General features: G+C 41.4%; 19 protein-coding genes. 12 read left to right on the top strand and 7 right to left on the bottom strand.

What is annotated here, in order from left to right:
* The first annotated feature begins 123 nt into the window (after positions 1-123).
* Together AACU33_RS24320 and recJ are read left to right on the top strand one after the other, a co-directional pair.
* Positions 124-768, top strand: coding sequence for a GNAT family N-acetyltransferase (locus AACU33_RS24320; RefSeq protein WP_096591330.1), 645 nt, complete (start codon positions 124-126; stop codon positions 766-768).
* A gap of 116 nt (positions 769-884) precedes the next feature.
* A complete protein-coding gene (gene recJ, locus AACU33_RS24315; protein ID WP_096591328.1) occupies positions 885-3,215 on the top strand; it encodes a single-stranded-DNA-specific exonuclease RecJ in 2,331 nt (776 codons plus the stop codon).
* A 145-nt stretch (positions 3,216-3,360) separates the two neighbouring features.
* On the opposite strand, the gene AACU33_RS24310 is transcribed toward recJ, so the two are convergent.
* From AACU33_RS24310 to AACU33_RS24300, 3 genes are all read right to left on the bottom strand, one after another.
* Positions 3,361-3,828, bottom strand: a complete 468-nt coding sequence (locus AACU33_RS24310; protein WP_096591326.1) for a DUF4870 domain-containing protein — start codon at positions 3,826-3,828, stop codon at positions 3,361-3,363.
* Positions 3,829-3,901: 73 nt separating this feature from the next.
* Positions 3,902-5,065, bottom strand: coding sequence for a DUF1822 family protein (locus tag AACU33_RS24305; RefSeq protein WP_096591324.1), 1,164 nt, complete (start codon positions 5,063-5,065; stop codon positions 3,902-3,904).
* 83 nt (positions 5,066-5,148) lie between these two features.
* Positions 5,149-6,324, bottom strand: coding sequence for a sigma-70 family RNA polymerase sigma factor (locus tag AACU33_RS24300; RefSeq protein ID WP_096591322.1), 1,176 nt, complete (start codon positions 6,322-6,324; stop codon positions 5,149-5,151).
* Positions 6,325-6,405: 81 nt separating this feature from the next.
* On the opposite strand from AACU33_RS24300, the gene AACU33_RS24295 reads away from it, so the two are divergent.
* From AACU33_RS24295 to AACU33_RS24285, 3 genes are all read left to right on the top strand, one after another.
* Positions 6,406-7,197 carry a hypothetical protein gene (locus AACU33_RS24295; protein WP_096595369.1) on the top strand — a complete coding sequence of 264 codons (792 nt, stop codon included), beginning with the start codon at positions 6,406-6,408 and terminating at the stop codon, positions 7,195-7,197.
* Between the two features lie 129 nt (positions 7,198-7,326).
* Positions 7,327-7,803 (top strand): hypothetical protein, encoded by a 477-nt coding sequence (locus AACU33_RS24290; protein ID WP_096591320.1) that lies wholly within the window; start codon positions 7,327-7,329, stop codon positions 7,801-7,803.
* Between the two features lie 163 nt (positions 7,804-7,966).
* Positions 7,967-8,341 carry a hypothetical protein gene (locus AACU33_RS24285; protein WP_096591318.1) on the top strand — a complete coding sequence of 125 codons (375 nt, stop codon included), beginning with the start codon at positions 7,967-7,969 and terminating at the stop codon, positions 8,339-8,341.
* A gap of 760 nt (positions 8,342-9,101) precedes the next feature.
* Here the strand turns inward: AACU33_RS24285 and AACU33_RS24280 are convergent.
* Both AACU33_RS24280 and ftsH read right to left on the bottom strand, forming a co-directional pair.
* Positions 9,102-9,359 (bottom strand): hypothetical protein, encoded by a 258-nt coding sequence (locus tag AACU33_RS24280; protein ID WP_096591316.1) that lies wholly within the window; start codon positions 9,357-9,359, stop codon positions 9,102-9,104.
* Between the two features lie 319 nt (positions 9,360-9,678).
* A complete protein-coding gene (gene ftsH / locus AACU33_RS24275) occupies positions 9,679-11,559 on the bottom strand; it encodes an ATP-dependent zinc metalloprotease FtsH (RefSeq protein WP_096591314.1) in 1,881 nt (626 codons plus the stop codon).
* A 444-nt stretch (positions 11,560-12,003) separates the two neighbouring features.
* Here ftsH and AACU33_RS24270 point away from each other — a divergent pair, with 444 nt between their 5' ends.
* Positions 12,004-12,549 carry an NADPH-dependent FMN reductase gene (locus AACU33_RS24270; RefSeq protein WP_096591312.1) on the top strand — a complete coding sequence of 182 codons (546 nt, stop codon included), beginning with the start codon at positions 12,004-12,006 and terminating at the stop codon, positions 12,547-12,549.
* Between the two features lie 596 nt (positions 12,550-13,145).
* Here the strand turns inward: AACU33_RS24270 and AACU33_RS24265 are convergent.
* Entirely contained in the window at positions 13,146-13,640 is a 495-nt protein-coding gene (locus AACU33_RS24265; RefSeq protein WP_096591310.1) for a hypothetical protein, read from the bottom strand.
* Between the two features lie 177 nt (positions 13,641-13,817).
* On the opposite strand from AACU33_RS24265, the gene AACU33_RS24260 reads away from it, so the two are divergent.
* The 3 genes from AACU33_RS24260 to AACU33_RS24250 all read left to right on the top strand — a co-directional run bounded on the left by AACU33_RS24260 (position 13,818) and on the right by AACU33_RS24250 (position 17,301).
* Positions 13,818-15,509: a potassium channel family protein gene (locus AACU33_RS24260; protein WP_096591308.1), complete on the top strand. Its 1,692-nt coding sequence runs from the start codon at positions 13,818-13,820 to the stop codon at positions 15,507-15,509.
* Positions 15,510-15,668: 159 nt separating this feature from the next.
* Positions 15,669-16,412 (top strand): WecB/TagA/CpsF family glycosyltransferase, encoded by a 744-nt coding sequence (locus tag AACU33_RS24255; RefSeq protein ID WP_096591306.1) that lies wholly within the window; start codon positions 15,669-15,671, stop codon positions 16,410-16,412.
* Between the two features lie 13 nt (positions 16,413-16,425).
* On the top strand, positions 16,426-17,301 hold the full coding sequence (locus AACU33_RS24250; RefSeq protein WP_096591304.1) for a polysaccharide deacetylase family protein: 876 nt from the start codon (positions 16,426-16,428) through the stop codon (positions 17,299-17,301).
* A gap of 157 nt (positions 17,302-17,458) precedes the next feature.
* Here AACU33_RS24250 and AACU33_RS24245 read toward each other — a convergent pair whose 3' ends face one another.
* A complete protein-coding gene (locus AACU33_RS24245; protein ID WP_096591302.1) occupies positions 17,459-18,331 on the bottom strand; it encodes an MBL fold metallo-hydrolase in 873 nt (290 codons plus the stop codon).
* A 268-nt stretch (positions 18,332-18,599) separates the two neighbouring features.
* Between AACU33_RS24245 and AACU33_RS24240 the strand changes: the two genes are divergently transcribed.
* The 3 genes from AACU33_RS24240 (at position 18,600) to AACU33_RS24230 (ending at position 25,503) form a co-directional block, all read left to right on the top strand.
* Entirely contained in the window at positions 18,600-22,010 is a 3,411-nt protein-coding gene (locus AACU33_RS24240; RefSeq protein WP_096591300.1) for a GAF domain-containing protein, read from the top strand.
* Positions 22,011-22,016: 6 nt separating this feature from the next.
* On the top strand, positions 22,017-23,177 hold the full coding sequence (locus AACU33_RS24235) for a hybrid sensor histidine kinase/response regulator (protein WP_339376261.1): 1,161 nt from the start codon (positions 22,017-22,019) through the stop codon (positions 23,175-23,177).
* Between the two features lie 673 nt (positions 23,178-23,850).
* Positions 23,851-25,503: an iron uptake porin gene (locus tag AACU33_RS24230; RefSeq protein ID WP_096591298.1), complete on the top strand. Its 1,653-nt coding sequence runs from the start codon at positions 23,851-23,853 to the stop codon at positions 25,501-25,503.
* The last annotated feature ends 35 nt before the right edge of the window (positions 25,504-25,538 follow it).

Here is a 25,538-nt window from a genome sequence, read left to right as displayed (position 1 = left end):
GGAGGGTGGGGAGAAAAGGGGGAAATAACGAATGACAAAGCGCAAAGTCGGAGCCGAGGTTTCCTCGGATCAGAACTTTGTAAGAGAGGACAAATGACCAATGACAAATGACAAATAACTACTATGACAAATATTGATGACACGGACACAGTTTATGTCCGTGAATTAGGAATTGATGATATAGCTCCTGTGTACCACTTAGGAGAAGAATTATTTACCAGCGATTTATATCCTTATTTGTATAGAACTTGGGACGAATGGGAGGTGATTGGACTTTACAACACAGACCCAGAATATTGCTTAGTGGCTGAAATAGATGGCGAACTCGCCGGATTTATTTTAGGAACTATTATTACCAAAGCATCTTGGACTTACGGTTATATTTTGTGGCTAGGAGTCGATCCGCAATTTCAACGTCGGGGAGTAGCAGATAAGTTAGTTGATAAAGTCGTCGCCCGGATGATTGAAGACGGGGCGCGGTTCATGCTGGTAGACACAGATCCCACCAATACATCAGCAGTTAAGTTTTTCAACCGCAAAGGTTTTGGCAATACTCGTCAGCATATTTTCTTGTCGATGAATCTCAGCAAGCATCCACATTATGGCAGACTGATTGATTATGAACATCAAAAAGCTGAAAGAGCAGGTTATAGGCGATCGCGTCCTGCTGCTATTCGCACCCGTAAGCCTGAGGGATTTTCTAGTGAAGTAGTCCTTAATCCCCTAGTACATGAACCTCAGGTAGATTTAATCATTAATGATGAATAGTCAAGAGTCAAAAGTCAAAAGTTAATAGTACTTATATCTCCCTTGTCCTCCCTGTCTCCCTTTTCTCCCTTGTCTCCCCACACTCCCCACACTCCCTCATCTCCTTTCTTTAAAAAATGCAGTGGACTCTAGCCGCAACTGAACAGCCACCAGAGTGGTTTATCCAAGCAGTGAAAAAGTATACCCCTGCATCAAGTGGACTTTATGCAGCACAATTATTATGGCAACGGGGTATTCAAGATAAATCCCAATTAGAAGGTTTTGTCAACTACAAAGCCTACCAACCAGCTAGCCCCTTTGAGTTTGGGGAAGAAATGCATTTAGCTGTCGCGCGTTTGCAACAAGCACGCAATGCTGGTGAGAAAGTGGCGATTTGGGGAGACTTTGATGCTGATGGAATTACTTCTACATCTGTGCTTTGGGATGGTTTGGGGCAATTTTTTGTCCAAAACTTGCAGTTAACTTATTACATTCCCAATCGCCTCAAAGAATCCCACGGACTCAACAATTCAGGTATTGATAACTTAGCAAAAGAAGGTTTTACATTAATTGTTACTTGCGATACTGGCAGCACAAATATTGATGAAATTATTTATGCTCAAAAGCTAGGCATTGATGTCATAGTTACAGACCATCACACATTACCCACAGAACGCCCACCAGTTAAGGCAATTATCAACCCCCGCAATTTGCCGAATGAACATCCGCTATATAATCTTTCTGGGGTGGCGGTAGCTTATAAATTAGTAGAAGCACTATATCAAGCTCTGCCTAATGTAGCAAAACATCCTTTAGAAGATTTATTAGATTTAGTGGCAGTAGGGTTAATTGCTGATTTGGTGCAGTTAAGTGGCGATTGTCGCTATTTAGCACAATTGGGAATTCAACGTTTACAGGAAGATTTTAAGCAACCACCCGCAGCACGGCGACGACCGGGGGTAGGCAGATTATTAGAACTATGCCAAAAAAGTGGCGATCGCCCCACAGATATTTCTTTTGGTTTGGGGCCGCGGATCAATGCAGTTAGCCGCATTCAAGGCGATGCTAGCTTTTGTGTAGAATTACTCACCAGCCGAGACCTCAAACGCTGTCACGAACTAGCAGAAGACACAGAACTAGCCAACGCCCGCCGTAAGTCTTTGCAGAAAGATGTCCAAACCCAAGTAGCGCAAAAACTTAGCCAATTAGATTTGTCTACCACCAGTGCGATCGTGCTAGCAGACGCCCAATGGCCTGTAGGCGTGTTGGGCTTAGTGGCTGGACAAGTAGCACAAGAAACAGGTCGCCCAACGATTTTGTTGAGTACAGAAAGCCCTATTTCCGAAGATGGGGAGAATGGTATCCCTGCATCTTCCTCCCTTGCTAGGGGTTCTGCCCGTTCAATAAATTCTGTCGATTTATACCAACTAGTCAAAGACCAAGCACATCTATTACATCGCTTTGGCGGACATCCTTATGCTGCCGGGTTGAGTATGCCAGTAGAAAATATTCCCTTATTTTCAGAAGCAATTAATCAAAGGTTGCGGCAATCATTGGGAGGAAAAACTCTCACGCCCACAGTGCAAGCAGACATTGCAGTTACAGTAGCAGATTTAGGAAAAGATTTATTTTTAGAATTAAAAGTCTTAGAACCTTGTGGAATGGGTAATCCCGTCCCGAAACTTTTAATTCAAAATTGCTGGTTTGAAAATGCTTGGCACCGCAATCAACAAGATTCTCAAGGGAAAAAAATCCAGTACATTAAAACCGATTTTGATATTCGCGATGATTCTACGAGAAATGCTTTTCCGGGTATTTGGTGGGGACATTACAAAGATGAATTACCTATTGGTAGATGTGATTGCATAGCTGAGTTGGACTACAACACCTTTAAAAAACGCTATGAAATTAGATTAATAGCTGTTCGTCCCAGCGCTAACTCAGTATTTACTACTCACAATTCAGAACTGATTTTAGACTGGCGCGATCGAGAACAATCTGAACTCAAAAAGCAGAACTCAGCACTGATTCTGGAAGAATGTCCTGCTAGTTGGGATGATTTACGCGCTTGGTGGAAGCGGAGTCTTTACAATCATCAACAACTGGCGATCGCCTGGACTAAACCCCACCAGCAACCACCTGCTGAAATTTGGCTAACTCTGGTAGGAATTGCTAAATACCTCAGTCGCACCAATCACCTAGTTACCCGCGTCCAACTTTTAGACAAACTGGGCATTGGCGACCAAACCTTACTTTTAGGTATCAGAGCTTTAAAATATTTAGGATTTACTCTGCAACGCCAAGACAATTATTTGCGCATTAGCCAAGAACCCAAAAATGTCTCGCAAACCCAAGCCGATGCTGCTATTGCCAAGTTTTTAGCAGCTGTTCGTGAAGAACAATTTCAGAAAGAGTATTTTGCAGAAGTACCTATATCTACAATTGTGGCGATGGTTAATACTCAGTAGTAAAAGAAGAGGACAAGGAGTAGGGGGAGAAAGAGTTTTCAGTTTTTTGCACAGATGCAGGATTCATAACTAATCAGCCGGACATGATATAACCAGATATTTCTCTGAATTTGTATAAGTTTAAATAGACATGGGAAATTATTAATTATCTTAAAAATCTAATTGTCCAGGGATAACGATAATGCTCGCCTTTGTAAGCTTTCATTGCAGCAAAATTAACTAAAAATAATTGCAATAATATCATTGATGAAGTTAACAATAACCACACGAATAATAAAGTATCTAAAAGAGTCTTGATTTCTTTGCCCGTGCTATTAGTGGTGATAGCAATACCACATATAGTTAACATCAGCAATAAGGATATAATTATCACAATCAAAATATAGACCGTCAGGGATATTTGAAAATTTAAAGATTCTTTACCTTGGAAATCAATCCACGGCGATTTGGCTTTTTTTAATCGCCAAATTATCAGTGGAACTAAAATATTTAATGGTAAATATACAGGAATTCCGAGAAATACTAAGAAAAACAATAAAATCCAAGCTAATAAAGCCGAGAGATGGCAAAACATCGCCCAGATACGCATTTGTGGTTTTGGTTTTTCTCTCATGGCTTTTTATTTATAGGTGGATTGAGGAAATAATTCCCCATATTAGTATCTATAAAAAAAGCCAAACTAAAGCTTAAAATTTGAGTATTTCGCGATCGTAGTTTTCTGGGAGAGGTTCTATTTCCCAAACTATACTTTCACCAGGTTCTAAGGCAACTTCTACGAAAAGTTGTTCTACCGCAGTTGTCGCGATATCTTCGTTATTAGGGAATGGTTGTAAATCTTCGGTGAGTAGTCGCAGTTTAAATCCACCTGGGATGGCTGTGCCTACTGTGGCGTTACGCAATTCAAATCGCCAGATCGGTGCATCTGGTTCGCCTTGCGGTATAACTAATAGTTCGTATGTTTGACCAGCGATCGCCAATTGCCGAGACAGAATAGAATCTGCTTGTGCTTCTTCTACACCTTTACCACCGACAAAACTCAATTGTAAATTCAAGCGTCCCCAACCAATATTTTCTGCTGCTTGCGAAACGCCGCGTTGCAACCATCGCAGCACTGACCATTGTTCTGGTAATCCCAAGCGTTGTTGATATAAGCTTTGTCGCCAACCCCCGTGTTCAATTAACCCACCCCAAAGTTGAAAAGGGATTGCTAACCGAGGTGTTAGCACTTCCGACTTTCCCAGGCGAGCAATCAGGTTTTGGGCTTGTTGTTGTGGTAGGTTGGGCAGAGGTGAAATTGCGGTGCGTGTGTTTGCTTGCGGGCAAAGTTCTTGAGTTACCGCTAACAAGCTTATATCATTAATAATTTCAGTCACGTCTAAAGAATAAGTGCGATCGCCTGCATCATAATTGCCTTGATTCTTCAATTTTTCGTGAGTACTGTAACCCCAAATCCTAACGTAACCTTCATCTGGTTCGACTTGCACTGCTAAATAATAATCACCAGCCCAACTAGGTAAATCCACCCATTCTTGAGGTACGCGTAATTCACTTAAATCAATGGTTTCACTAGGAACCAAAATAAATCGAGTGGCGTCAACTACGACTGCGGTTCCATTTACCAGTTCCCAAAAACTAGGTAAAGCAGTGGTAGTTGGCCAGACCTTTGCCTGTGATGTAAAATCCTCTTGCAACCAAGGCAAGACAGCACTCAGGCAAAGTTCATTAATATAACCTTGATAGCGAGAAGTGGGGTTAGAAAAAGATGAACTCTGGAGATCCGCCTGATTTTGGGCGTTAGCGGGAATTTCTAAAATTAAATCAGTGGGGTTGGCAAAAGTAAATGTAGTCATGGCGGTTCCTCCAGAAATTTGTCATTTGTCATTAGTCATTGGTCATTTGTGATTTGTCATTTCTTTGCGTCCCCGCGTCTCAGTTATTGAGGAGGTACACCGTAGTAACTTTGCAGCCACTCTTCCATTACTGTACTCATACTTTTGAGTAGATCTGGAGTGATGGAAATATGCAGGGTGTCTCGACTCCAATTAGCTAAAGATTTCAGCAAATTTTCCCTGGCTTTTGTCAATCGCCGCGATACAGTATACTGCTTGATTTCTAGCTGTTTGGCGATTTTATCCTGATTGAGTCCACGAGCATAGTACAGTTGTACAATCTGTTGTACCTCTGGTTCTAATTGAGCGATCGCCGCAACTAAAACCTGATTAATTTCAGTTTGTTGAGAAGTTCTAGTTTGTTCTTCTTCTTGGGTAATAATTTCCTGAATTAAGGATGGTTGTTGATTACCTGGGAGATTATCTAATAGTTCCCAGGAATCATCACTGCCTTGGGTAATATTGAGAGATTCCGGAGTGGGATAAAGATATTTGCGAGTGGCTTTGGCTGTAGTTAGCAACCACTTCTCAAGGGTTGGGATGGCTATTTGCTGGTTACTTTGAGAAGTATAAGCTTTGGCGATCGCTTCCCATGTTTGGTCGTCTGGTCGAGTCAGCTTGCGCGAAGTCCCGACTTGAGTGGGAACATAAAAGGTTTTAAAACAATTCCAAGCAAGGATATAAGCATGAATATCTTCTTTAGATAAACCAGCATTTTGCAAAGCCTCCTGCAATCGCTTTTGCGAGACTTTACGTAACAGTCCCCAATCTGTACAGATATCAACTTCGTGACGCTGGCGCAAAGTTTCGCGGATTGCACTTGCAAAGATGGGGCCGGCGTAGTTTTTCAGCGTATGACCTTGACTGGGGTTGAAACCTTTGAGGACGCGATCGATCTGCGCGATCGCTATCTGAAAACAGTCTGATAATTGATACTGAGTACTGGCGAAACCATTCACAGTTTTTTGGGATACCCAATAGCAGGATTCTTGCAAGTAAGCAGTTAGATGTTGCTTCGCCAAAAATTGAGATTCAGGAAGCTGCCAAAACTTATACCAATAAAGCGACCAAAAGAACTCAGAAGTTTCTTGCGGTGTGCGTTTGACACAACCTTGCATACTACTACGCAATCTTGATTCTGTCGCCCAATGACTGAAGCGATCGGCATCGAATTGCACAAAAGTTGAAAAAATTTCAATGATGCTTTGGCGAGGGTGCATAAAAAACTCGAAGCCTACCTAGAGAAGTAGTGAAGGCGTTTAAGAGTGCCTCCACAAACTTTACTACACCAAACGAGAATCATGTTGCGACTTTCAATGAAATCTTTAGCACTTGGTAGTATGGTAGCCCTATCTACTGTAAGCAGTGCTTTTGCTCAAATACCTATATCACAAAATATACATCTCGCTCAACTACCAAGCTTTAGTTGTGGCCCCCATACTCGAACATATATTGTTAAACCTTTAGATAACCGTCAAGGTCAAGGTATCCGTTGCGTCAAATTCAGCGAAGGTAGACCAGGAACGACGATTCCTAAATTAGCGTGGTACGGCGAAGGTAATTGGGGTGGTGCTACCTATCGCCACGTAGGACAAGCGATTTACCGAGGTTCTAACTTAGTTGGTTTTGCCTCAGATATTCACGGAAACGGTGAAGATATTAACAATAATTTTCCTGGAAATCTGAGGATACAAATCCTTAATCCTGCAACAATTCGTGTTACGGGTGCATGGAATGAACAATGGCAATTAGTCAATGCTACTAACTATCAGCCTTTACCTAGACCTAGAACTTGTGGTGGCTATTTTGATGAATACAAAGTTTCCGATCTAAATGGAACTCGCAAAGGTGAAGGTTTGCGTTGTGTTCTCCGTGTAGGGCCAAAAAATACAACTTGGTTTGGTAACGGTAATTGGGGAGGTTCTACTTATTCCCACATCGGTACTCGTTCGTTCAATGGTTATGGTGCAGGCGATATTTGTGGGAATGGTTTCGGCCCAATTTGTAACACATTTGGTTGGGGTTCTTTGAAGTTAACTCCTGCTGGTGGTGGTATTGATGTCACAGGTGCTTGGAGTGAAAAGTGGCGGTAATAAAAGAAATTTTAACCGCCGATGTACGCCGATAAACGCCGATATATTTCTGAGATATTGCTGACAAGTATTAAGGGTTGTCTTATCGATAAACCAAAACACAATTACTAATAATGGAGTACTAGTAAAATGTTCAAACGTTCTTTAGCGATCGCTGTTTCTAGTGTAAGTTTAGCTGCTGCTTTAGTTAGCCCAACCTTGGCTGCACCTGCTGATTTTGTTGGTACTTGGGTCAATAAAGATAGTAACACTCGTGGCGTAACTCGCGTAGTCATTACTTCAGCAGGTAGTAATAAATTAAATATTCAAGTGTTTGGTAAATGTCATCCTACAGATTGTGATTGGGGAACTGCACCAGTAACAACCTATGGACTTAACGTGCAAGATACTAATCACACTTATGCAACAGCCAACTACAACAAAGGTTTTTCTAACACCTTATTAACCTTAGACCATGCTGGCTCTCAAATCATGTTGCAAAGCTTCACTCAATTTTTAGATAACAGTGGTCGGCAAAATTATTATTCTCGCGACTACTTTCAAAAATCTACAAAGGTGAGAGTTCCTGTAGAGTTACCAAAATCTCTCATCACCCCAAATAGATAAATCTTAATTGATTGATGACTGCTAACCACAGATAAACACCGGACACCGATGAATATCTGTGGTTTTTTTTGAACAATTTTATCTTCATGCATAAACTACCTCTGTCATACCTATGTAGTTAATGAAGGTAGAAAACTCAAAGATAGTTAATGATGGAGTATTTATGTTGAAACCTTCTTTAACTTTGGCGGTAATAGGTACATTTTTAAGTATCAATGCAGTTAGTCCTGCTTTCGCTGGATCGCAACCAATTTTACCTCATGCAATTCAATTAAATGGTATTTCTGGTGTTGGTAATTCCGATCCAGACGATTGGTGCGGAACGCGCGTTCCGGGATTTCCACCCCGTCCCCATTCCCAATCAGAAATTTTGGGACGAGACAGAGGTATTTTAGCTATCGGCCCCAAGCAAGACGATCCGGCTCCAACTCCTAAATTAAATTCTCAATTAAATTCAACTGCTGTAGGTAATCCTGGAGTTATTAGTGCTTTAAATCCTCAGCCTTTACCACCAAAAAGTTGTGCAAACTTGAGGTAATTTGATGAGTTTGTAGTTAGCTACGAACTTATTTATTTTACGCGATCGCTTTTCCCTAAATTCTCGAAGCGATCGCACTTTTTAAAAAATTACTGGGATAAGACTAGCGAAAAGCGCAAGGTCAAACCCATTTTTTAGTCCCCTTGCGGGGAAAGTGGTTATGCAAACCCTGGGAAGACAAGGTACAAGCGATCACCTTCAAGAGTTTTAGTCCTCTTGCGGGGAAAGTAATGGTGGAAACCTTGGGCTGGCAGTCAAAAACGCGAACAAACTAAGCGTAAAGTTTCAGTTCCCTTGCGGGGAAAGTGATTGTAGAAACTGTCCGTAACGTCTGATATCTCCCGTCCATCTTCAAGTTTCAGCCCCCTTGCGGGGAAAGTGTAAGATACTCATCGACTTATGTCGAGCTATTTTTCAATTATATGAATGTGTAGCCTCACATAGAATTGGTATCAAAGTCAGCATTAGAGCATCATCGCAAGATTCTCGGTATCAAAAAATAAAAACTCCAGATTAACCATCAGCTAATCTGGAGCTTGGAAACCAAGGAAAATAATGTATGACTCTTCCAGCTATATTTACTTCTTTTGTCGTGGGGTTTATCTACGCCTGGTAAACGATCATCTGATTAATTGATAATTAAATACTTATTCAAATTGACTTAGTAGAATAACTTGAGTAAATATCTTGATATTCTGTAGAGTTGTCTAGTGCTAAACCTAAGTATAAAGCCTGTGATAATTATGAATTATGCTGTATTTTAGGGTTTAAGCAGCCACGACTTTAATGCAGATTTAGCTATTTTTGTCGTAATAAAAGTTATGAGCATAATTGTAATACCTGTTCTATAAGGATGCTCACCGCGATCGTATTCACGGTAACTTTTCTCACCTTGATAAGCAGCATAATTACAATTATTTGGTGAGATGCATGATGTAGCAACAGTATCTTGAGCAATAGCTACACTTAATAAAGTTGCGATTAAACATGGGCGAAATAGTGAAGTCCAACAATTCATAAAATAGGAATTTAGGAACTAGACAGTAATTCCTACACTGGCTGAACAATGAATTTCTGAAATTGAGTAAAAATCTAGAACTTATACTAAGTTGTAGTACATCACAATTAATGAGATTGCTTCCTTAGGTGGTAATGACAGATACTATCTTTGATTGCAACTTGGTATGACTGGAGAAAGGTAGATTGCAGAAGGTAGGCTCAAGAAAAAAAATTTCCTTGCCATTTATGAAAAATGACAAGGGAACAAGAGGATAATTAATTACTCGTTGATTTAATCTAGCCAGTAGTTAATATAATAACAACTCCTGGCTTCAGTACTAATGAGACACAGCTATTTTCTCATCAGCTACTTGAGCGTGTTCGGCAACAATTTTGCGGAATAGTTCACCTTCAATTGTCTCTTGATCTGATAATAAATCTACAAGGCGTTCTAAAGCTACGCGGTTTTGTTCCAATATTGATTTTGCAGTTTGGTAGGAACTGCTGATAATTTCTCGGACTTGAGCATCAATTTTGGCAGCAATTTCTTCAGAATACTCTGATTTATTCATCCAATCGCGACCTAAAAAGACTTCTCCACTCTGATTTTCTAAAGATAACGGGCCTAAAGTGGACATCCCAAACTTAGTTACCATTTGTCGTGCTAAATTTGTGACTTTTTGCAGGTCATCTCCAGCACCAGTAGTTACTTCTGGCTTACCAAAAACAACTTCCTCAGCAGCGCGACCACCCAAAATAGAGGTAATTCTGGCTTTGAGTTGGGAACGAGAAATTAAACCTTGTTCTTCGTTGGGAGTGAACCAAGTTAATCCCAGCGCTTGTCCGCGAGGAATAAGCGTGACTTTCTGTACGGGATCGTGGTCTTTAATTAAGGTTCCAACTAAGGCGTGTCCAACTTCGTGGTAAGCAATTAACCGCTTGCTCTTACTATCTACTAAAGCGGTTCCTTCCATTCCTGCGACTACCCGATCTACCGCATCATCAATTTCGAGGATGGTAATCGCTTCTTTGCGGCGTCTGGCGGTGAGAATTGCTGCTTCGTTAAGTAAGTTTGCTAAATCTGCGCCTGTAAATCCAGGTGTGCGGCGTGCGATCGCATCTAGAGATACGCTAGGATCGATTTTCTTATTCCGAGCGTGAACTTTTAAAATATCCAAGCGCCCTTTTAGATCCGGTGCATCAACAATTACCTGGCGGTCGAAGCGTCCGGGACGAAGTAAGGCTGCATCAAGTACATCAGGACGGTTTGTGGCAGCAATAATAATGATGCCAGTGTTACCTTCAAAACCATCCATTTCCGTGAGCAACTGATTTAGAGTTTGCTCTCTTTCGTCGTTACCGCCACCAATTCCTGCACCTCTTTGTCTACCTACAGCGTCAATTTCATCGATGAATATCAGACAAGGAGCATTTTCTTTGGCTTTTTTGAATAAGTCACGGACGCGGGATGCACCCACACCCACAAACATTTCCACAAATTCTGAGCCGGAAATGCTAAAGAATGGTACGCCAGCTTCCCCTGCGATCGCTTTTGCTAGTAAAGTCTTACCCGTACCAGGAGGGCCAATTAACAGCACTCCCTTAGGAATCCGCGCGCCTACAGCAGTAAATCTTTCTGGCTGTTTCAAGAAAGTGACGACTTCTTGCAGTTCTTCTTTTGCTTCTTCTACGCCTGCAACATCGTCAAATTTTACCCCGGTTTTCGCTTCCATTTGAAAACGAGCGCGAGATTTACCAAAATTCATCGCTTGGCTAGAAGCATTCGTAGAGCGCCGCAGGAACAAGAGCATTAAAGCTACTAGTGGTAAAATCCACATCAAGTTAATCAATAAGCCAACGGCGGCTCTACTATTAGCAGAGGAAACCTCGGCAAAATCGACATTTTTCTCTTTGAGCCGATTAATTAACTCTGGGTTTTGCTCTAGAAGTTTTACTTGTATTGGCTCTTTTTGACCAACTAAAAAGACCTTTGCTATGTGTTCGGCTTCATCAAGCTCGACTTTTGCCACTTCACCTTTTTCTGTTTTTTTAATCAACTCCCCATAGCTTAAGGAGTTGCGCTCTGCTTTTTGTGCCAAGGCTGGATTGCCAGCTAAAATCCCTGGCAGTAAGATTAAGCTGGCTGCTAAAGCGCCAGTCCAAGGAACACGCTTTGCCGATCGCTGTTTATTCAATGCTTTTTTACCTACAACTGTCATAATAATTACCCTTTTCCTGCTGGCAAAAGCTTGAGCGCTGATTTTATGCCTATTCTTCTAACAAAAATTGAAATAACGGGAAATAATTGTTTTCTCATCTAGTTTAGCTTCCACACAAAACCATTTCCCAGTGTGTATTCATCAGGTTTTAGGAATAGGCTCCCATTTGTCAGGGGAATGGCCTAGAAAACTGACTTTGAGTTACTTACTGGATTGGTTGATGCTTATATCGCTCATTAAGTTGCATACATAGTATCTATTCTGACAAAATTCGGACTTAGCTGTGTTTTACTCACTTATCATCAAATTCTCCTGAGTATTGCAATTTGACATATAACGCAATAAATCGCTAAGATAAACATAATCGTAATGAGTCCGTTTTTCAAAAAATTTAGTGATAGTAGCTAATTATTCAATTTTGTTATCCACTGTGTAGGTGAATTTATGGTAAAAATTGTTGGTATCGGTGGTAGCTTAAGATCCAACTCCTATACCCAGATTGCTTTACAACTAGCAGCACAAAGGGTAGAAGCACTAGGAGCAGAAGTAGAAATCCTCGATTTGCGGCAGATGCAGCTACCATTTTGCAATGGTGGCAAAGAATACCCAGAATACCCAGATGTGCAACGCTTACGAGATACAGTAACTCATGCCGATGGTTTAATTTTAGCTACACCTGAGTATCATGGCGGCGTGAGTGGTGTGCTGAAAAATGCGCTAGATTTGTTGAGTTTTGAAGAACTGTCTGGAAAAGTCACAGGAATGATTAGCGTGTTGGGGGGACAGTCGAATAGCAACGCCCTCAATGAACTGCGGCTGATTATTCGTTGGGTACATGGTTGGGTGATTCCCGAACAAATTGCAATTGGACAAGCTTGGGGGGCGTTCAATCCTGAAGGTAAGCTACTAGATGAAAAGCTCTCCCAAAGATTCGATCAATTTGCTCAAAGTTTAGTTGACAATACTCGCAAGCTTCGCGGAGTTAATTAAAGAAGACGAGTAATATATGAGGTAGGGGTGCAAAGATTTGCGCCCCTATGAATTATTGATATTTGACTAATAGTTTGTAACTACTATAAGTTCATCAATAAAATCAGATGGAGACAGGAAAATTGAGTATAAAAAAAGAAGCTACGGCCAAATAGCTTCTAAATGATATTAATGAGAAATGATTGTTGATTCTGCTTATATAGCTGTGAATAGAACACAACTATATGCCACGAGGAGTGAACTAGCTTTAACCGAGGATTGAACAGCTACTACTTTTTAATGTCCTGACCCACTATTAAGTAGTAGCTGCGTTTAGCTCCTATTAATTATTAAAACTATTTTTCTCAAATAATCATTCAGACAAAAGTCATGAATAAACTATGACTTTCGTCATAAAGTACTGATACTAAGTAGCAGTCTGTTGTAATATATCGGAATTAATGAGATTGCTTCCCTTCACTGCGTTCCGGTCGCAATGACAGATATTATCTTTGATTGCAACTTCGTATGAGAAATTGACGATTTCACAAAATACCCGATACACATGATGAATCTCTAATTCTTTCTCCCCACCTCTATCTTAAAGTGAAACGGTATTAGTCTGCGATCGCCCACCTCAAATAAGGACGAGAAGCTGTTACAGTTTTGTAGGTAATTTCCTTAGCAGGCGCATCAATTTTTCGTAAATCTACACGAAAATAGGCTTGCTTATTCTTAAATTGCACGCGATAAAAACCATATTCTTGACTCTGCGTTTGACCCACACAAGAAGCATAATCATCGCGTAAAGGTGATACAAATTCGGCAACTTGCTTATTAGATGAAACTAACTTACTAGAATCTGCAAAAGCTCTAGTATCTGCAACTACTGTATGTTCGGAACCACCTTCATAAGGCAGTGTCAACCACCATAACCCAACTTTTTCGGGACAATTACCGGCACTACGTTGGACATTTAGCGTGACATTAGGTGCAGAAATTGGCCCCGGTGCTGACTGTGGTTGTGCTTGTGCAGTAGCATACATTGTTCCCACTACCGCTAGCGGACATAAAATACCGCCAATAATTTTTAGTTGTAGCAAATTACTCATAAATTGAAGTTTTACCCGTCCAAGCTATCTAAATAATATTGACTTGTAGCAGCCGATAAAAGTGCCATCTTATTTGAGATTACCGTGTTGTCAGCTACAGTTCTAGCCAAGGAAAGTAGGCAACAATATTAATCAATATCTCAGAATGCAGCCCTTCTCAGATAATGCTGCTAATTCATGAAACCTCGAATTATTGTTTGTGGCTTAGGACGTACTGGATATAAAGTCTTTCGGTTGCTAAGACAGCAGGGTGCGTTTGTCGTTGGTATTCATCACAAACCCATTCCTAGCGAAGCTGCTGGAGATGTAATTATTGGCGATTTGCATACAGCTGCTACCCTAACAGCAGCGGGAATTGAGCAAGCTCATACTTTAGTAATTACTAGTTCGGATGATGCGCGCAATTTAGCAATTATGTTACAAGCGCGGGTGCTAAATCCGCAAATTCGGATTATTAATCGCTTTTATAATACAAGTTTGGCGGAGCGTCTCGACCAAACTTTGTCAGATCATTTAAGTATGAGTGTTGTCGGTTTGGCAGCACCAGTATTTACTTTTGCCGCATTAGGTAATAAAGCGATCGGACAAATCAAATTATTTCAACAAACTTGGCCGATTCAAGAAGAATATATTGATGAATATCATCCCTGGTTGGGTCGTAAACTGAGCGATTTATGGGAAGATCGTTCCCGAATGCTAATTTATTATTTGCCCGTAAAAGGCGATATGGATTTGGTAGCGGCGGTGCTATCTGGACAAGAATTAAAATTAGGCGATCGCATTATTGTTGGTATCCAACCCCGCACCCGTCCTATCCGTAAATCTTGGGTAAGAAAATTACTAAAAGTCTGTACTAGCCTGAAGCAATTTCAAAAACACGCCCAATCGGTTGTCGCAATGGCAGCGGTTTTATTAGTAATTATTTTGCTTGCCTCACTTACCTATGTTTCTGCTAGTTTAAATATCTCTTTTGTTGATGCATTATATTTTGCTGTTGGCATGATTACCGGAGCCGGCGGTAATGACAAAGTAGTAGAATCTGCTCCCAATAGTATTAAGTTATTTACTGTGGTAATGATGCTGGTTGGTGCGGCGGTAATTGGTATTTGGTATGCAATGCTTACCGATTTTGTTCTGGGAAACCGCTTCAAGCAATTTTGGGATGCAGCCCGCATTCCCCAGCGCCATCACTACATAGTTTGTGGCTTGAGTGGTATCGGTGTCAGAATTGTCCAAGATCTCCACGCTAGCGGACATGAGGTAGTAGTCATTGAAACCGATAGTAATAATAGATTTGTTAACACTACGCGCGGACTCGGCATTCCGGTAATTCAAGGCGATGCCAGCTTCCGCACCATCCTCAAAGCCAGTAATATACATACGGCTGCCGCAGTGCTGGCTGTGACCAGTAACGATGCCATTAACTTAGAGATTGCCCTGAAAGCCAAAGGATTATCACCTAGCATCCCCGTAATTGTCCATTATGCCGACCCCGATTTTGCGGGTATGGCACAACAAGTATTTGATTTTGAAGCTGTTCTCAGCCCTGCGGAATTAGCCGCCCCAGCTTTTGCTGCCGCCGCCTTAGGGGGACGCATCCTTGGTAATGGTATTACCGCAGATAGCCTTTGGGTAGCCTTTGCCACGATGATTACCCAGGTACACCCATTTTGCGGTCAATTAGTCAAAGATGTAGCCATGTCTGCTGACTTTGTACCTTTGTACGTAGAATCGAGTTGCCAAACCTTTCACGGCTGGGATTTACTCGAAACGCAACTCAGTCCTGGGGATATTTTATATTTGACAATGCCAGCAAATCGCTTATATCAGTTGTGGCGCGACGAGCGACTATGCGAAGCCCACGCCTAAGGCGATCGCATAGGACTCCTATTTGATTTTTGAACAAATTCCGTATACTTCAACTAGTATTTGACCAGCACGGGGATAAAATCTATTTCACGTGTTAGTTGTCGTTTGTTATACATATTTGTTAAAATAACCACGGTTTTTAATTATATATTTTGGGTTATGGCGAGGAATTCAGTGATTTCTGTTCTAAAAGTTCAAATCACAGATACATCACAGCTTGGTGCTGTAGAGATGATGGAATCATTTATTAAACAGGAGCCAGATAAAGTTCATAACATTTTCATTGTCAACGCTCACACTCTGAATTTAGCAACTGATAACCCTGAATATCGAGATGTTTTAAATAGTGCTAGCGTAGTTTTTGCAGATGGTACAGGAGTTCGTTGGGCAGCCAGACTGCGCGGTAAAATTCTCCAGAGCAATCTCGTTGGTACTGATCTTATTCCTAATTTCTTTAACGCAACAAGTAACTGTGGTTATCGATATTACTTACTTGGTGCAGATCCAGATACCATAAAATACGCAGCAGAGTATACTTCTAAGCAATTTCCAGGTTGGACATTAGCTGGATTCCATCATGGTTACATAAAAGACGATGAGACTATAGAGGTAATAGAAGAAATTAATTCCTTACAACCTCATCTACTTTTAGTCGGGATGGGAAATCCTTTACAGGAATATTGGCTATATAAAAATCAACACAGGCTCAAAGCCCCTGTATGTGTTGGTGTTGGAGGACTTTTTGATCATTGGGGAGGAAACCTGAAACGTGCCTCATTATGGGTTAGACAGTTAGGATTTGAGTGGCTGCAAATTTTACTTCAGCAACCAGGTAAGAAGTGGCGACGTTATATTATTGGTAATCCAAAATTTATTGTCCGCATGGTTCTCTCTCGTGACTGAGTAATAATAAGCAATGACATCGAACTCAATTAAACCTATTCGTTGGTATTTAAAAAAAACTGCCCGCTACGGTATGTGTTTAGCAACGCTACCATCAAAACAATTATCGTTGAGTAGTAATCAGTTGACTGATTCCCCAGTGCGTGTTCTCACTTACCATCGCTTTGGGGATTCTGAGCGCGATCCGTTTTGTGTTGGATTAAATGATTTTCAAGCACAAATGGAGTGGATTGCAAACCAAAATTTGGTTGTATCCTTGACGGATATAGAGAATTTTTTAGCCGGGAAAAAAGACCTTCCGAAAAATGCAGTTCTGGTTACTGTAGATGACGGACATCAGAGCCTTTATACGAATGCACTACCGATTTTAAAGCAATACTCGATACCAGCAGTTGCCTTTATCACTACAAGTAAAATTGATAGTGCCAGCCAAAATAATCAGTTTAGAAATAGTGATACTACAGAAGCTTATTTAAGCTGGAAAGAGGTTGAAGCCCTTGCCGAAGCAGGTGTTAGCATTGGTTCTCATGCCCACACCCACCGTTCCCTTGGCAAAATCAGTATGGATGAAGCTCATCAAGAAGCCGTAATGTCACGTGAAGCCATAGAGAAAAATTTGGGGCTTAAGGTAACAAGTTTCGCATATCCATTTGGTACACTAGCTGATTTCAACGATTCTACAACCCTAATTCTTAAACAAAGTGGCTACAAATTGGCTTTTACTTCCCAACACGGTGCTATTAATCCAAAACTTGATCCCTTGGTTTTACCGCGTGTAAAGGTAGAAGGAGGTGAACCAATATGGATGTTTCGTCTGCTTGTATCTGGTGGCTTAGATGAATGGCGATTGATCGATAGTATGCTATGGCGATTCCAGCAAAGTCCATAGATTCCCACTTGGCTTAAGCACCAGCACAGGAATGAAATTGATACCAATTTGCAAAAAGTAGGGGTGGGCTTTTCCGTCCCTATTTTCTTGTGAAAATCTTTCTTCGTGTACTTTGCATCTAAGTTCCCTTACCCATCCAAATTTAGTGTGGTGGATACTACATTGACTCCATCCACTCAATACACTTGTGCATTTGCTGGCGCATAGTATCCACATCAGCATGAAAACGCCGCCCATGTCCTGGTAGCACCCACTCGAACGAATAATTAGCTAATTTCTGCATTGATTTAATCTGTTCTGACCAGGAATACCAGCAGAAATCTCGGAACGCAATCAATTGATGTATGTCTTCTGACCAAGCGAGATGGTCGCCAGTAAACAGAAACTTGTTTTTATAAAGTAGAACAGTGTGTCCTTTAGAGTGTCCGGGAACTGGGATAATTAATATATCTCCAGTTAAAGCGAATGGTTCAAAACCAGTTAATTGGATTTCCACATTGCGAGTACTTCCAGAAATTTCATCAGCATGAAGGATTCGTTGACAATGAAAATGTTCGACAAACTTTTGATGATCGGCTATATCATCTTTGTGGGTCAAGTACATATAACGAATTCCGCCCATCTCCTCTAGACGCTTCACTAAAGGCGGCGTAAGCCTAGGAGAATCAACTAAAATATTGCCTTCTGGATGTTGAATAAAATAGCTAGTAGCAGCATAAGATTTTTCTGAATGATAGCCACAGTGGTAAACATTATCTTCAACTAAAATCGGAAAACTTTCTTGAGCAATTTTGATATCTTTAGGCTTTTCTAAAGTACCAATAGAACTAGTGGGACAAGCTAAAAGCGCTTGTAATGCTGCTAATCTTTCTTGCTCATTCGTAGGTTGGTGATAAACTGCTGATTGTTCGTTAACACTATAAAATACCTCAGGAGTCATCCAGCGACAGGTATCACAATCTATACAGCTACTATCTACATAAAAATCGCCGTTAACATTTTCAAAGCGACGCAATTTTAAATTAGCCATATTATTCAACTCCTTTTCACCTAGCTATTTGCTAGATAGGTAGTGAACCCTATATCACTACGCTAGCAAAAGTAACTTCAGACGCTGATTTTTCAGGCTATAACCTGTCTAAGTGATGAGGAGATAGTAATTGACGAGATCGCTACGGCGACTTCCCTAGTTGTAAATATTTTGCGGCATATAGATTTCTTTGCTACTGCCTTTGATTGGATGTATTACGATATACACAAAATAAATTTCTTTTTAAAAGTATTTAAACCTCACACATATGAGCAGAGAGCAGTTATTACAACGAATTCTGCTAATCGATGCTAATCCAGTCGATCGCGCTCTTACCGTCGCAGCACTAACTGACAACCTACCGGGAATTCATATTGAGGAAATTGTTAATGCTGATGAGTTAGCGCAGGCGATCGCATCTCGTAACTTCGATCTGGCGATCGCCGATTATAATTTGCCGTGGACAAACGGACTGGATGTTTTGCGATCGCTCAAAGCGCAGATTAGCGATTGTCCTGTAATTATGTTCGCTAATTCCGGTAGCGAAGAAATTGCTGTCGCAGCCATGAAAGCAGGCTTGGATGATTATGTGATCGAGTCGCCCGAAAATCTGACGCGATTGGTGCAAGCAGTTCGCGATGTCTGGCAGAGTACCCAAACTCGTTGTCAAGCAACTAAAAGCAGGCATTGCCAACCCACGGAAACTGCTCTGCAAGAGTCGCAACAGCTGTACCAAACCTTAGTAGAAAATTCTCCTGATATTATCGAACGCTTCGATACTCAGCTGCGACATCTTTACACTAGTCCAGCCTTGACACAACTTACAGGCATTCCAGCAGACATGTTTATGGGCAAAACCTGTCGCGAACTAGGATTGCCAGAGGCAATGGTCAACACTTGGGAAGCTGCGGCTCAAGCACTACTGACAACAGGGCAAAAACAGATCATTGAATTTGAAACGCTGACACTGAACGGAGTGCGTTCCTTTGAAATGGCGATCGCTCCTGAGTTGACTCGTGACAACGCGATCGCGTCGATACTGTGTATTTCGCGAGATGTTACCGATCGCAAAGCTGCTCAAATTGCTTTACAGCGTCAGGCACAGCAAGAACAAACTTTAAATCGAGTCTTTCAAGCTATTCGTAGCTCCCTAGATTTATCGACAATTTTCTCCACAGCAATCGCTGAAGTTACTCAATTGTTGGGGGTGAATCGAACTTCTATCGTGCAGTATCTGCCAGAACGCCAATGCTGGCGCACTCTAACTTCTTATTGCAAAGATGGATCGCTAACAGATATAACAGGTTTAGAAATTCCCAATGAGGGCAATCCCTTTGCTGCACAACTAAAGCAACTCCAAGTCGTGCAAATCAATGGGATGGATAGCATTAAAGATCCAATTAACCAAAAAATTGCTGAGATTCGTCCTCCTGCTTGGTTGTTAACACCTATCGTCGTTAAAGATAAAATTTGGGGCAGCTTATCGCTATCAAAACCTGTTGAAAAAGCTCCTTGGAACCAAGAAGAGGTAGAACTCGCTAGTAAAATAGCAGATCAGTTAGCGATCGCCATTCAGCAAGCACAACTCTATCAACAGGTACAGCAAGAACTCAGCGAACGTCAGCGCGCTGAAGCAGCTTTGCAACAACTCAACCAAGAGCTAGAACAGCGAGTTCAAGAACGTACTACCCAACTCAAAATGGCACTTTCTGCTGCCAAAATGGGAACTTGGCAGTTGAATACAGAAACGAATGTCGTTTGCTGGTCGCCTGAAGAATACGAGCTATTTGGCTTTCAAACCGATGCTCAGGGACGCGTTCTCGATCGCAACGGCAAAGAAATTAGTCCCTATCCGAGCTTTGAGTTGTTCTTGAGTTGTGTTCATCCCGAAGATCGAGACTATGTTGTGCAAAAAACCCGGCAAGCAATAAAACAAGGTTCTTCATTTGAAGTAGAGTACCGATTACTCAGGGATGGCAACGTTCATTGGTTGTACTCAAGAGGTGCTTGTGTCCTCAACCAACAGGGACAACCTGTGCGGTTAACGGGAATTGCAATGGATATCACCAATCGCAAACAGGTTGAGGCAGCTTTACGACGCAGCGAAAGATGGTTGCAGAATTTTACTCAGAAGATTTCTGCGGTGGTCTACACTATGGTTCAGGAAGCCAATGGTTACACTTGGTTTGAATACATCAGTCCAGCCTGTAAATCTATCCTTGAGGTGACAGCAGAGCAGGCAATGGAAGATGCCTCTTTTCTAGTCAAGCTGATTCATCCTGAGGATCTACCCACTCGCGCTGTCATAATGGCTCGTTGCATCGAAAACCTAGAACCGTTTTTCATGGAATATCGCATCATTACACCCTCTGGCAAACTCAAATGGGTGCAGATCAATTCTCAAGTTGAAGCACGAGGTAACGGGGTCTTTGCTTGGTATGGAGTGTTGGTAGATGTGAGCGATCGCAAACTCTCAGAAGCCACCCTACGCCACCAAGCGAGACAGGAGCAAGTACTGCGACTTGTTACCCAAGAAATTCGCCAGTCTCTAGACCTAGATGCTATCCTCACAACTGCTGTCACTGAGGCTAGGCAAGCATTGCAAGCCGACCGAGTAGCAGTTTATCGTTTTAATTCCAATTGGAGTGGAAACTTTATCGTCGAATCAGTCGCTCTCGATTGGGTGAAACTGGTTAAACCCAACTTCAAAAAAGTTTGGGAAGATACTTATTTGCAAGCAACCCAAGGAGGACGGTACAAAAATCACGAAACTTTTGCTGTTGCAGATATCTACACTGTCGGGCACCAACCTTGTCATATTGCTCTTCTAGAACAGTTTCAAGCCAGAGCCTATGCGATCGCTCCGATTTTTTCTGGAGACGATCTTTGGGGTTTGTTAGCTGTTTACCAAAATACGGCTCCTCGCCAGTGGCAGTCTTGGGAGATAGAACTATTGCAACAGATCGCCAACCAATTGGCGATCGCAATTCAGCAATCTGAACTCTACAAGCAGCTGCAAATTGAACTGCAAGAACGCCGCCAAATTGAAGAACAAATCCGATCGTCTCTCAAAGAAAAAGAAGTTTTATTGCGCGAGGTCTATCACCGGGTTAAGAACAATATGCAAATGGTTTCTAGCCTGTTAAACCTGCAAGCTAGAAGCATTGACGACGCTGCCATACTCAAGTTACTCAGCGAAAGCCAGCGTCGGGTAAAAACAATGGCACTCGTTCACGAACGGCTCTATCGTTCTGAGAATCTTGCCCGGATTAACTTTGCAACCTATGTGCAACACCTGGTCAACGATTTAGTACGTTCCTATACTTCTAGCCACTCCAATATCAGTGTTTTCTTAGAGGTGGACGAGCTAGAACTAGACCTAGATACAGCGGTTACTTGCGGCTTAATCATCAATGAGCTAGTCTCTAATGCTTTGAAGTATGCCTTTCCCAACCAACAAGGCGAAATTATACTGCAATTCTGGCTGTATGATGCTGAGTATTATTGTCTAATTGTCAAAGATAATGGAATTGGAATACCTACCCATATCGATCCTCAGTGTACTACTTCACTAGGGATGCAACTTATATACGGTTTAACAGAACAACTTGGAGGTACGCTGCAACTGGATAGGCAACAAGGCACTCAGTTTAAAATTCTTTTGAGAAAAAGGTTGTAATATGCCATGCCGCAATATACCTCAAAGCCTACTATCCTAATTGTCGAAGATGAATGGGTGATTGCTTTAGATATCAAACAACATCTGACCAAGTTAGGCTACAGTGTGGCTGGAACTGCTAATTCCGCCGAAAAAGCTTTGGATCTGGTTGCAGCAACCAAACCCGATTTGGTGTTGATGGATATTTACCTGCAAGGCGACAAAAGCGGAATTGAAGCCGCAGATCAAATTCGGCAAGAGTTTGACATACCTGTGGTGTTTCTCACTGCTCATGCTGATGAGGCAACACTAACAGAAGCGATCGCTACCCACCCTTACGGCTACATCGTTAAACCTTTTGAAGAACAGGATCTGATTATTGCTATTCAAGTGGCTCTGGCAAATCATCGAGCCGAGCAAGCTGTTAGACAAGCACTGGAGAAAGAAAGACAGCTTAACGAGTTGCGATCGCAATTCGTCTCTATTGTTTCCCATGAATTTCGCAATCCGTTAAGTTCCCTACTCCTGACATTAGAACTGTTTGAACAGCCAGAGCTACTAACTCCCGCAAAGCGACAAACTCATATCGAACGGGGTAAAGCAGCCATCAAGCACATGGCGCAATTGATTACCGATGTTTTAGTTTTAGGGCAAATAGAGCAAGAGCAGTTTCAATGTCAACCAACACTCATCAATATTTACCAATTTTGCTCTTACCTAGTAGAAGATTTACAGTCCCATTCTCACACTAGAGACAGAGTAGAGTTGACTGTTTCAGGATGCGACGAAACAGCAAATCTTTTCTATAATCTCGATCCCAACTTATTGCAACATATCCTCATTAACTTGCTGGAGAATGCCATGAAATATTCTCCAGAAGAGAGCAAAGTGAGATTCGAGTTACGGTGTGAGCAAGATTACCTTCAATTCTATATTCAAGACCAAGGCATTGGTCTCACAGAGCAAGATTTGGCAAAGCTATTTACGCCCTTCCATCGAGGCATCAATGTCAGCAGCATTCCCGGTACAGGATTGGGTTTATCTATTGTCAAAAAGTGTGTGGATGCTCATGGAGGAAAGATTACCGTTGAAAGTAAAGTCGGCATTGGCACTTTGTTTACTGTAACAATCTATTCCCATCGTCCCCTGGAACTTTCTGCTAATTCTGCTAACTATTCAGGGAGATAAAATAGCGATCGCTCTTTGTGGAATTTGTAGATACAATTAAAACAATCTAGTTATCGAAAAACTTTCTCAATATTTTTCCTATAAAAAATTCATTAGCATCCAAGAGCCAAGTAGGAAAACATTAAAGGGTTATTCTACTCCAATCTACTAATTATTTACTAGATATTTCGGATTAGTTTCATCTAATTTGCTTTGAGACTAGTATTATTAGATACTTGCAATTTAAATTTTTATATATTTATTTGTTTTTAGCTATTTTTTGTGCTTTTTGTTACGGAAATATTATTTTCACTTTTTTTGTATAAAAAACATGATTTTTACACAGAAAATTTGTGTTATTTCTGCATAAAAAAGATGAACTTTGTGCATAATAAGGACATAAAAAAGTTGCTTTTTATGCATTAGGTGGTAAGCACCAAACTTTAATCTTCGTTAATCTCAGCCAAAACAACTCTTGACATACTCGTTCAAGGTTGTATTTGGCTAAATTATCTTGTAATTAGAGAGAAATAAGATGGAGTTCTTCTCTCTATCTTCATCAGTCACCACTTGACTTGATACCGCTAAACAATGTAACCTATCTAACTTTATAAGGTGTGCAGAAACTACCCGACTTATTTGTTGTTTGCAGCTCATAAATCTGGGTATTTCTTGGAGGAGAAAACGGAAAATTATGTCTCGTATATTTTGGACAAATCTGGCGCTATTTCCAGTTGTTTTGGGTGCGAATGTGTTGCTTTCAGCCAACGTTCTGGCGGCTGAACAGTTAGATAATGCTGAAACAGAAGCACCAATCATCGCTAGTACTGCTATTGCTAAAGACCAACCAAAAGTCGATCGGCAGTTAATTGCCCAAACCAGTGAAGCTGATAACCAAAATTCCATGTCTCAGGTGACATCAGTTTCGCAGTTTTCTGATGTCCAGCCAACTGATTGGGCATTTCAAGCATTGCAGTCTCTAGTCGAGCGCTACGGTTGTATTGCTGGATATCCTAATGGTACTTACCGTGGGAACCGTGCTTTAACCCGTTATGAATTTGCCGCAGGTTTGAATGCTTGTTTAGATAGAGTTAATGAACTAATTGCAACAGCAACCGCTGACTTGGTGACAAAACAAGATTTAGCCACTCTCCAGCGTTTGCAAGAAGAATTCTCAGCAGAACTAGCAACATTACGCGGTAGAGTAGATTCACTAGAAGCGCGTACTGCAGAACTCGAAGCACATCAGTTTTCTACTACAACTAAATTAGTTGGTGAAGCAATTTTTGCTGTCACCGATAACTTTGGTGGCAACGATACTAACAATACTGTCTTTCAAGATAGGGTACGTCTAGACCTACAAACCAGCTTCACCGGTAAAGATACATTGCACACTAGGCTGGCTACTGGTAATGCAGTGGGATTAACTTTGCCAAATGGCACATATGAAAGTACTCAAACCTTTAATCTATCGCCCAGTACCAATAACAGTGTTGCCATAGATTGGTTGTCATACTACTTTCCAATTGGCAACTCCCAAGTATACATAGCAGCCACTGGGGGGATTCACAGCGATTACGTTCCTACCGTTAATCCATATTTTGAGGATTATGATGGTGGTAACGGTGCTTTGTCTACCTTTGCATCCGAAAGTCCAATTTACCGGATTGGTGGTGGTGCAGGTGCAGGTGTTAACTTAGTCTTTGGTGGTGCTAACAGTAGTTTCAAACCTTCAGTCACCTTAGGTTACTTGGCCTCTGAAGGTGCTAATCCCGCATTAGGTTCAGGGTTAGTTGAAGGTAATTATGCAGCTCTGGCACAATTAAGCTTGAATGTTGGCGATCGCCTGACCTTAGCTGGAACCTACGTTCATGGATATCATGGTGCAGGGAGTGCTTTATTCGATCTTGGTGGGATAACTAGTGGTGTGGTTGGTACTTCCCAAGCTAACTTCGTCGCGGGTGGTAATCCATATCAAAGTAATTCCTACGGCATTGAAGCAGCTTTCAAACCTAGCAATAAACTATCGATTAGTGGCTTTGTGCTTTATAGCGATATTACAGACTTAGTTGCCAATAATGATGGTGAAGTTTGGAGTTATGGAGTTGGAGTTGCTTTACCAGATTTAGGTAAAAAAGGCAACCTTTTAGGCATTTTTGCAGGTGCCCAACCCTACTTAGGTAGTGTAGGTGGCGATCGCCCTTACCATATTGAAGGCTTCTACAGATATCGTGTCACAGACAACATCTCTATTACTCCAGGCGTGATATGGTTAACCAATCCAGGTCAAGCTGCTAATAGCGATAATGCAGTCATTGGCACGCTCAGAACAACTTTCAACTTCTAAAAAGGAAAAGACCGTGAAACTATATGTTTCACGGC

It is taken from the genome of Calothrix sp. NIES-2098, from assembly GCF_963875125.1.
GTDB lineage: Bacteria > Cyanobacteriota > Cyanobacteriia > Cyanobacteriales > Nostocaceae > Aulosira.
Note: the sequence above shows the minus strand (reverse complement) of the source record. Positions and strands in the feature narration are given on the sequence as shown.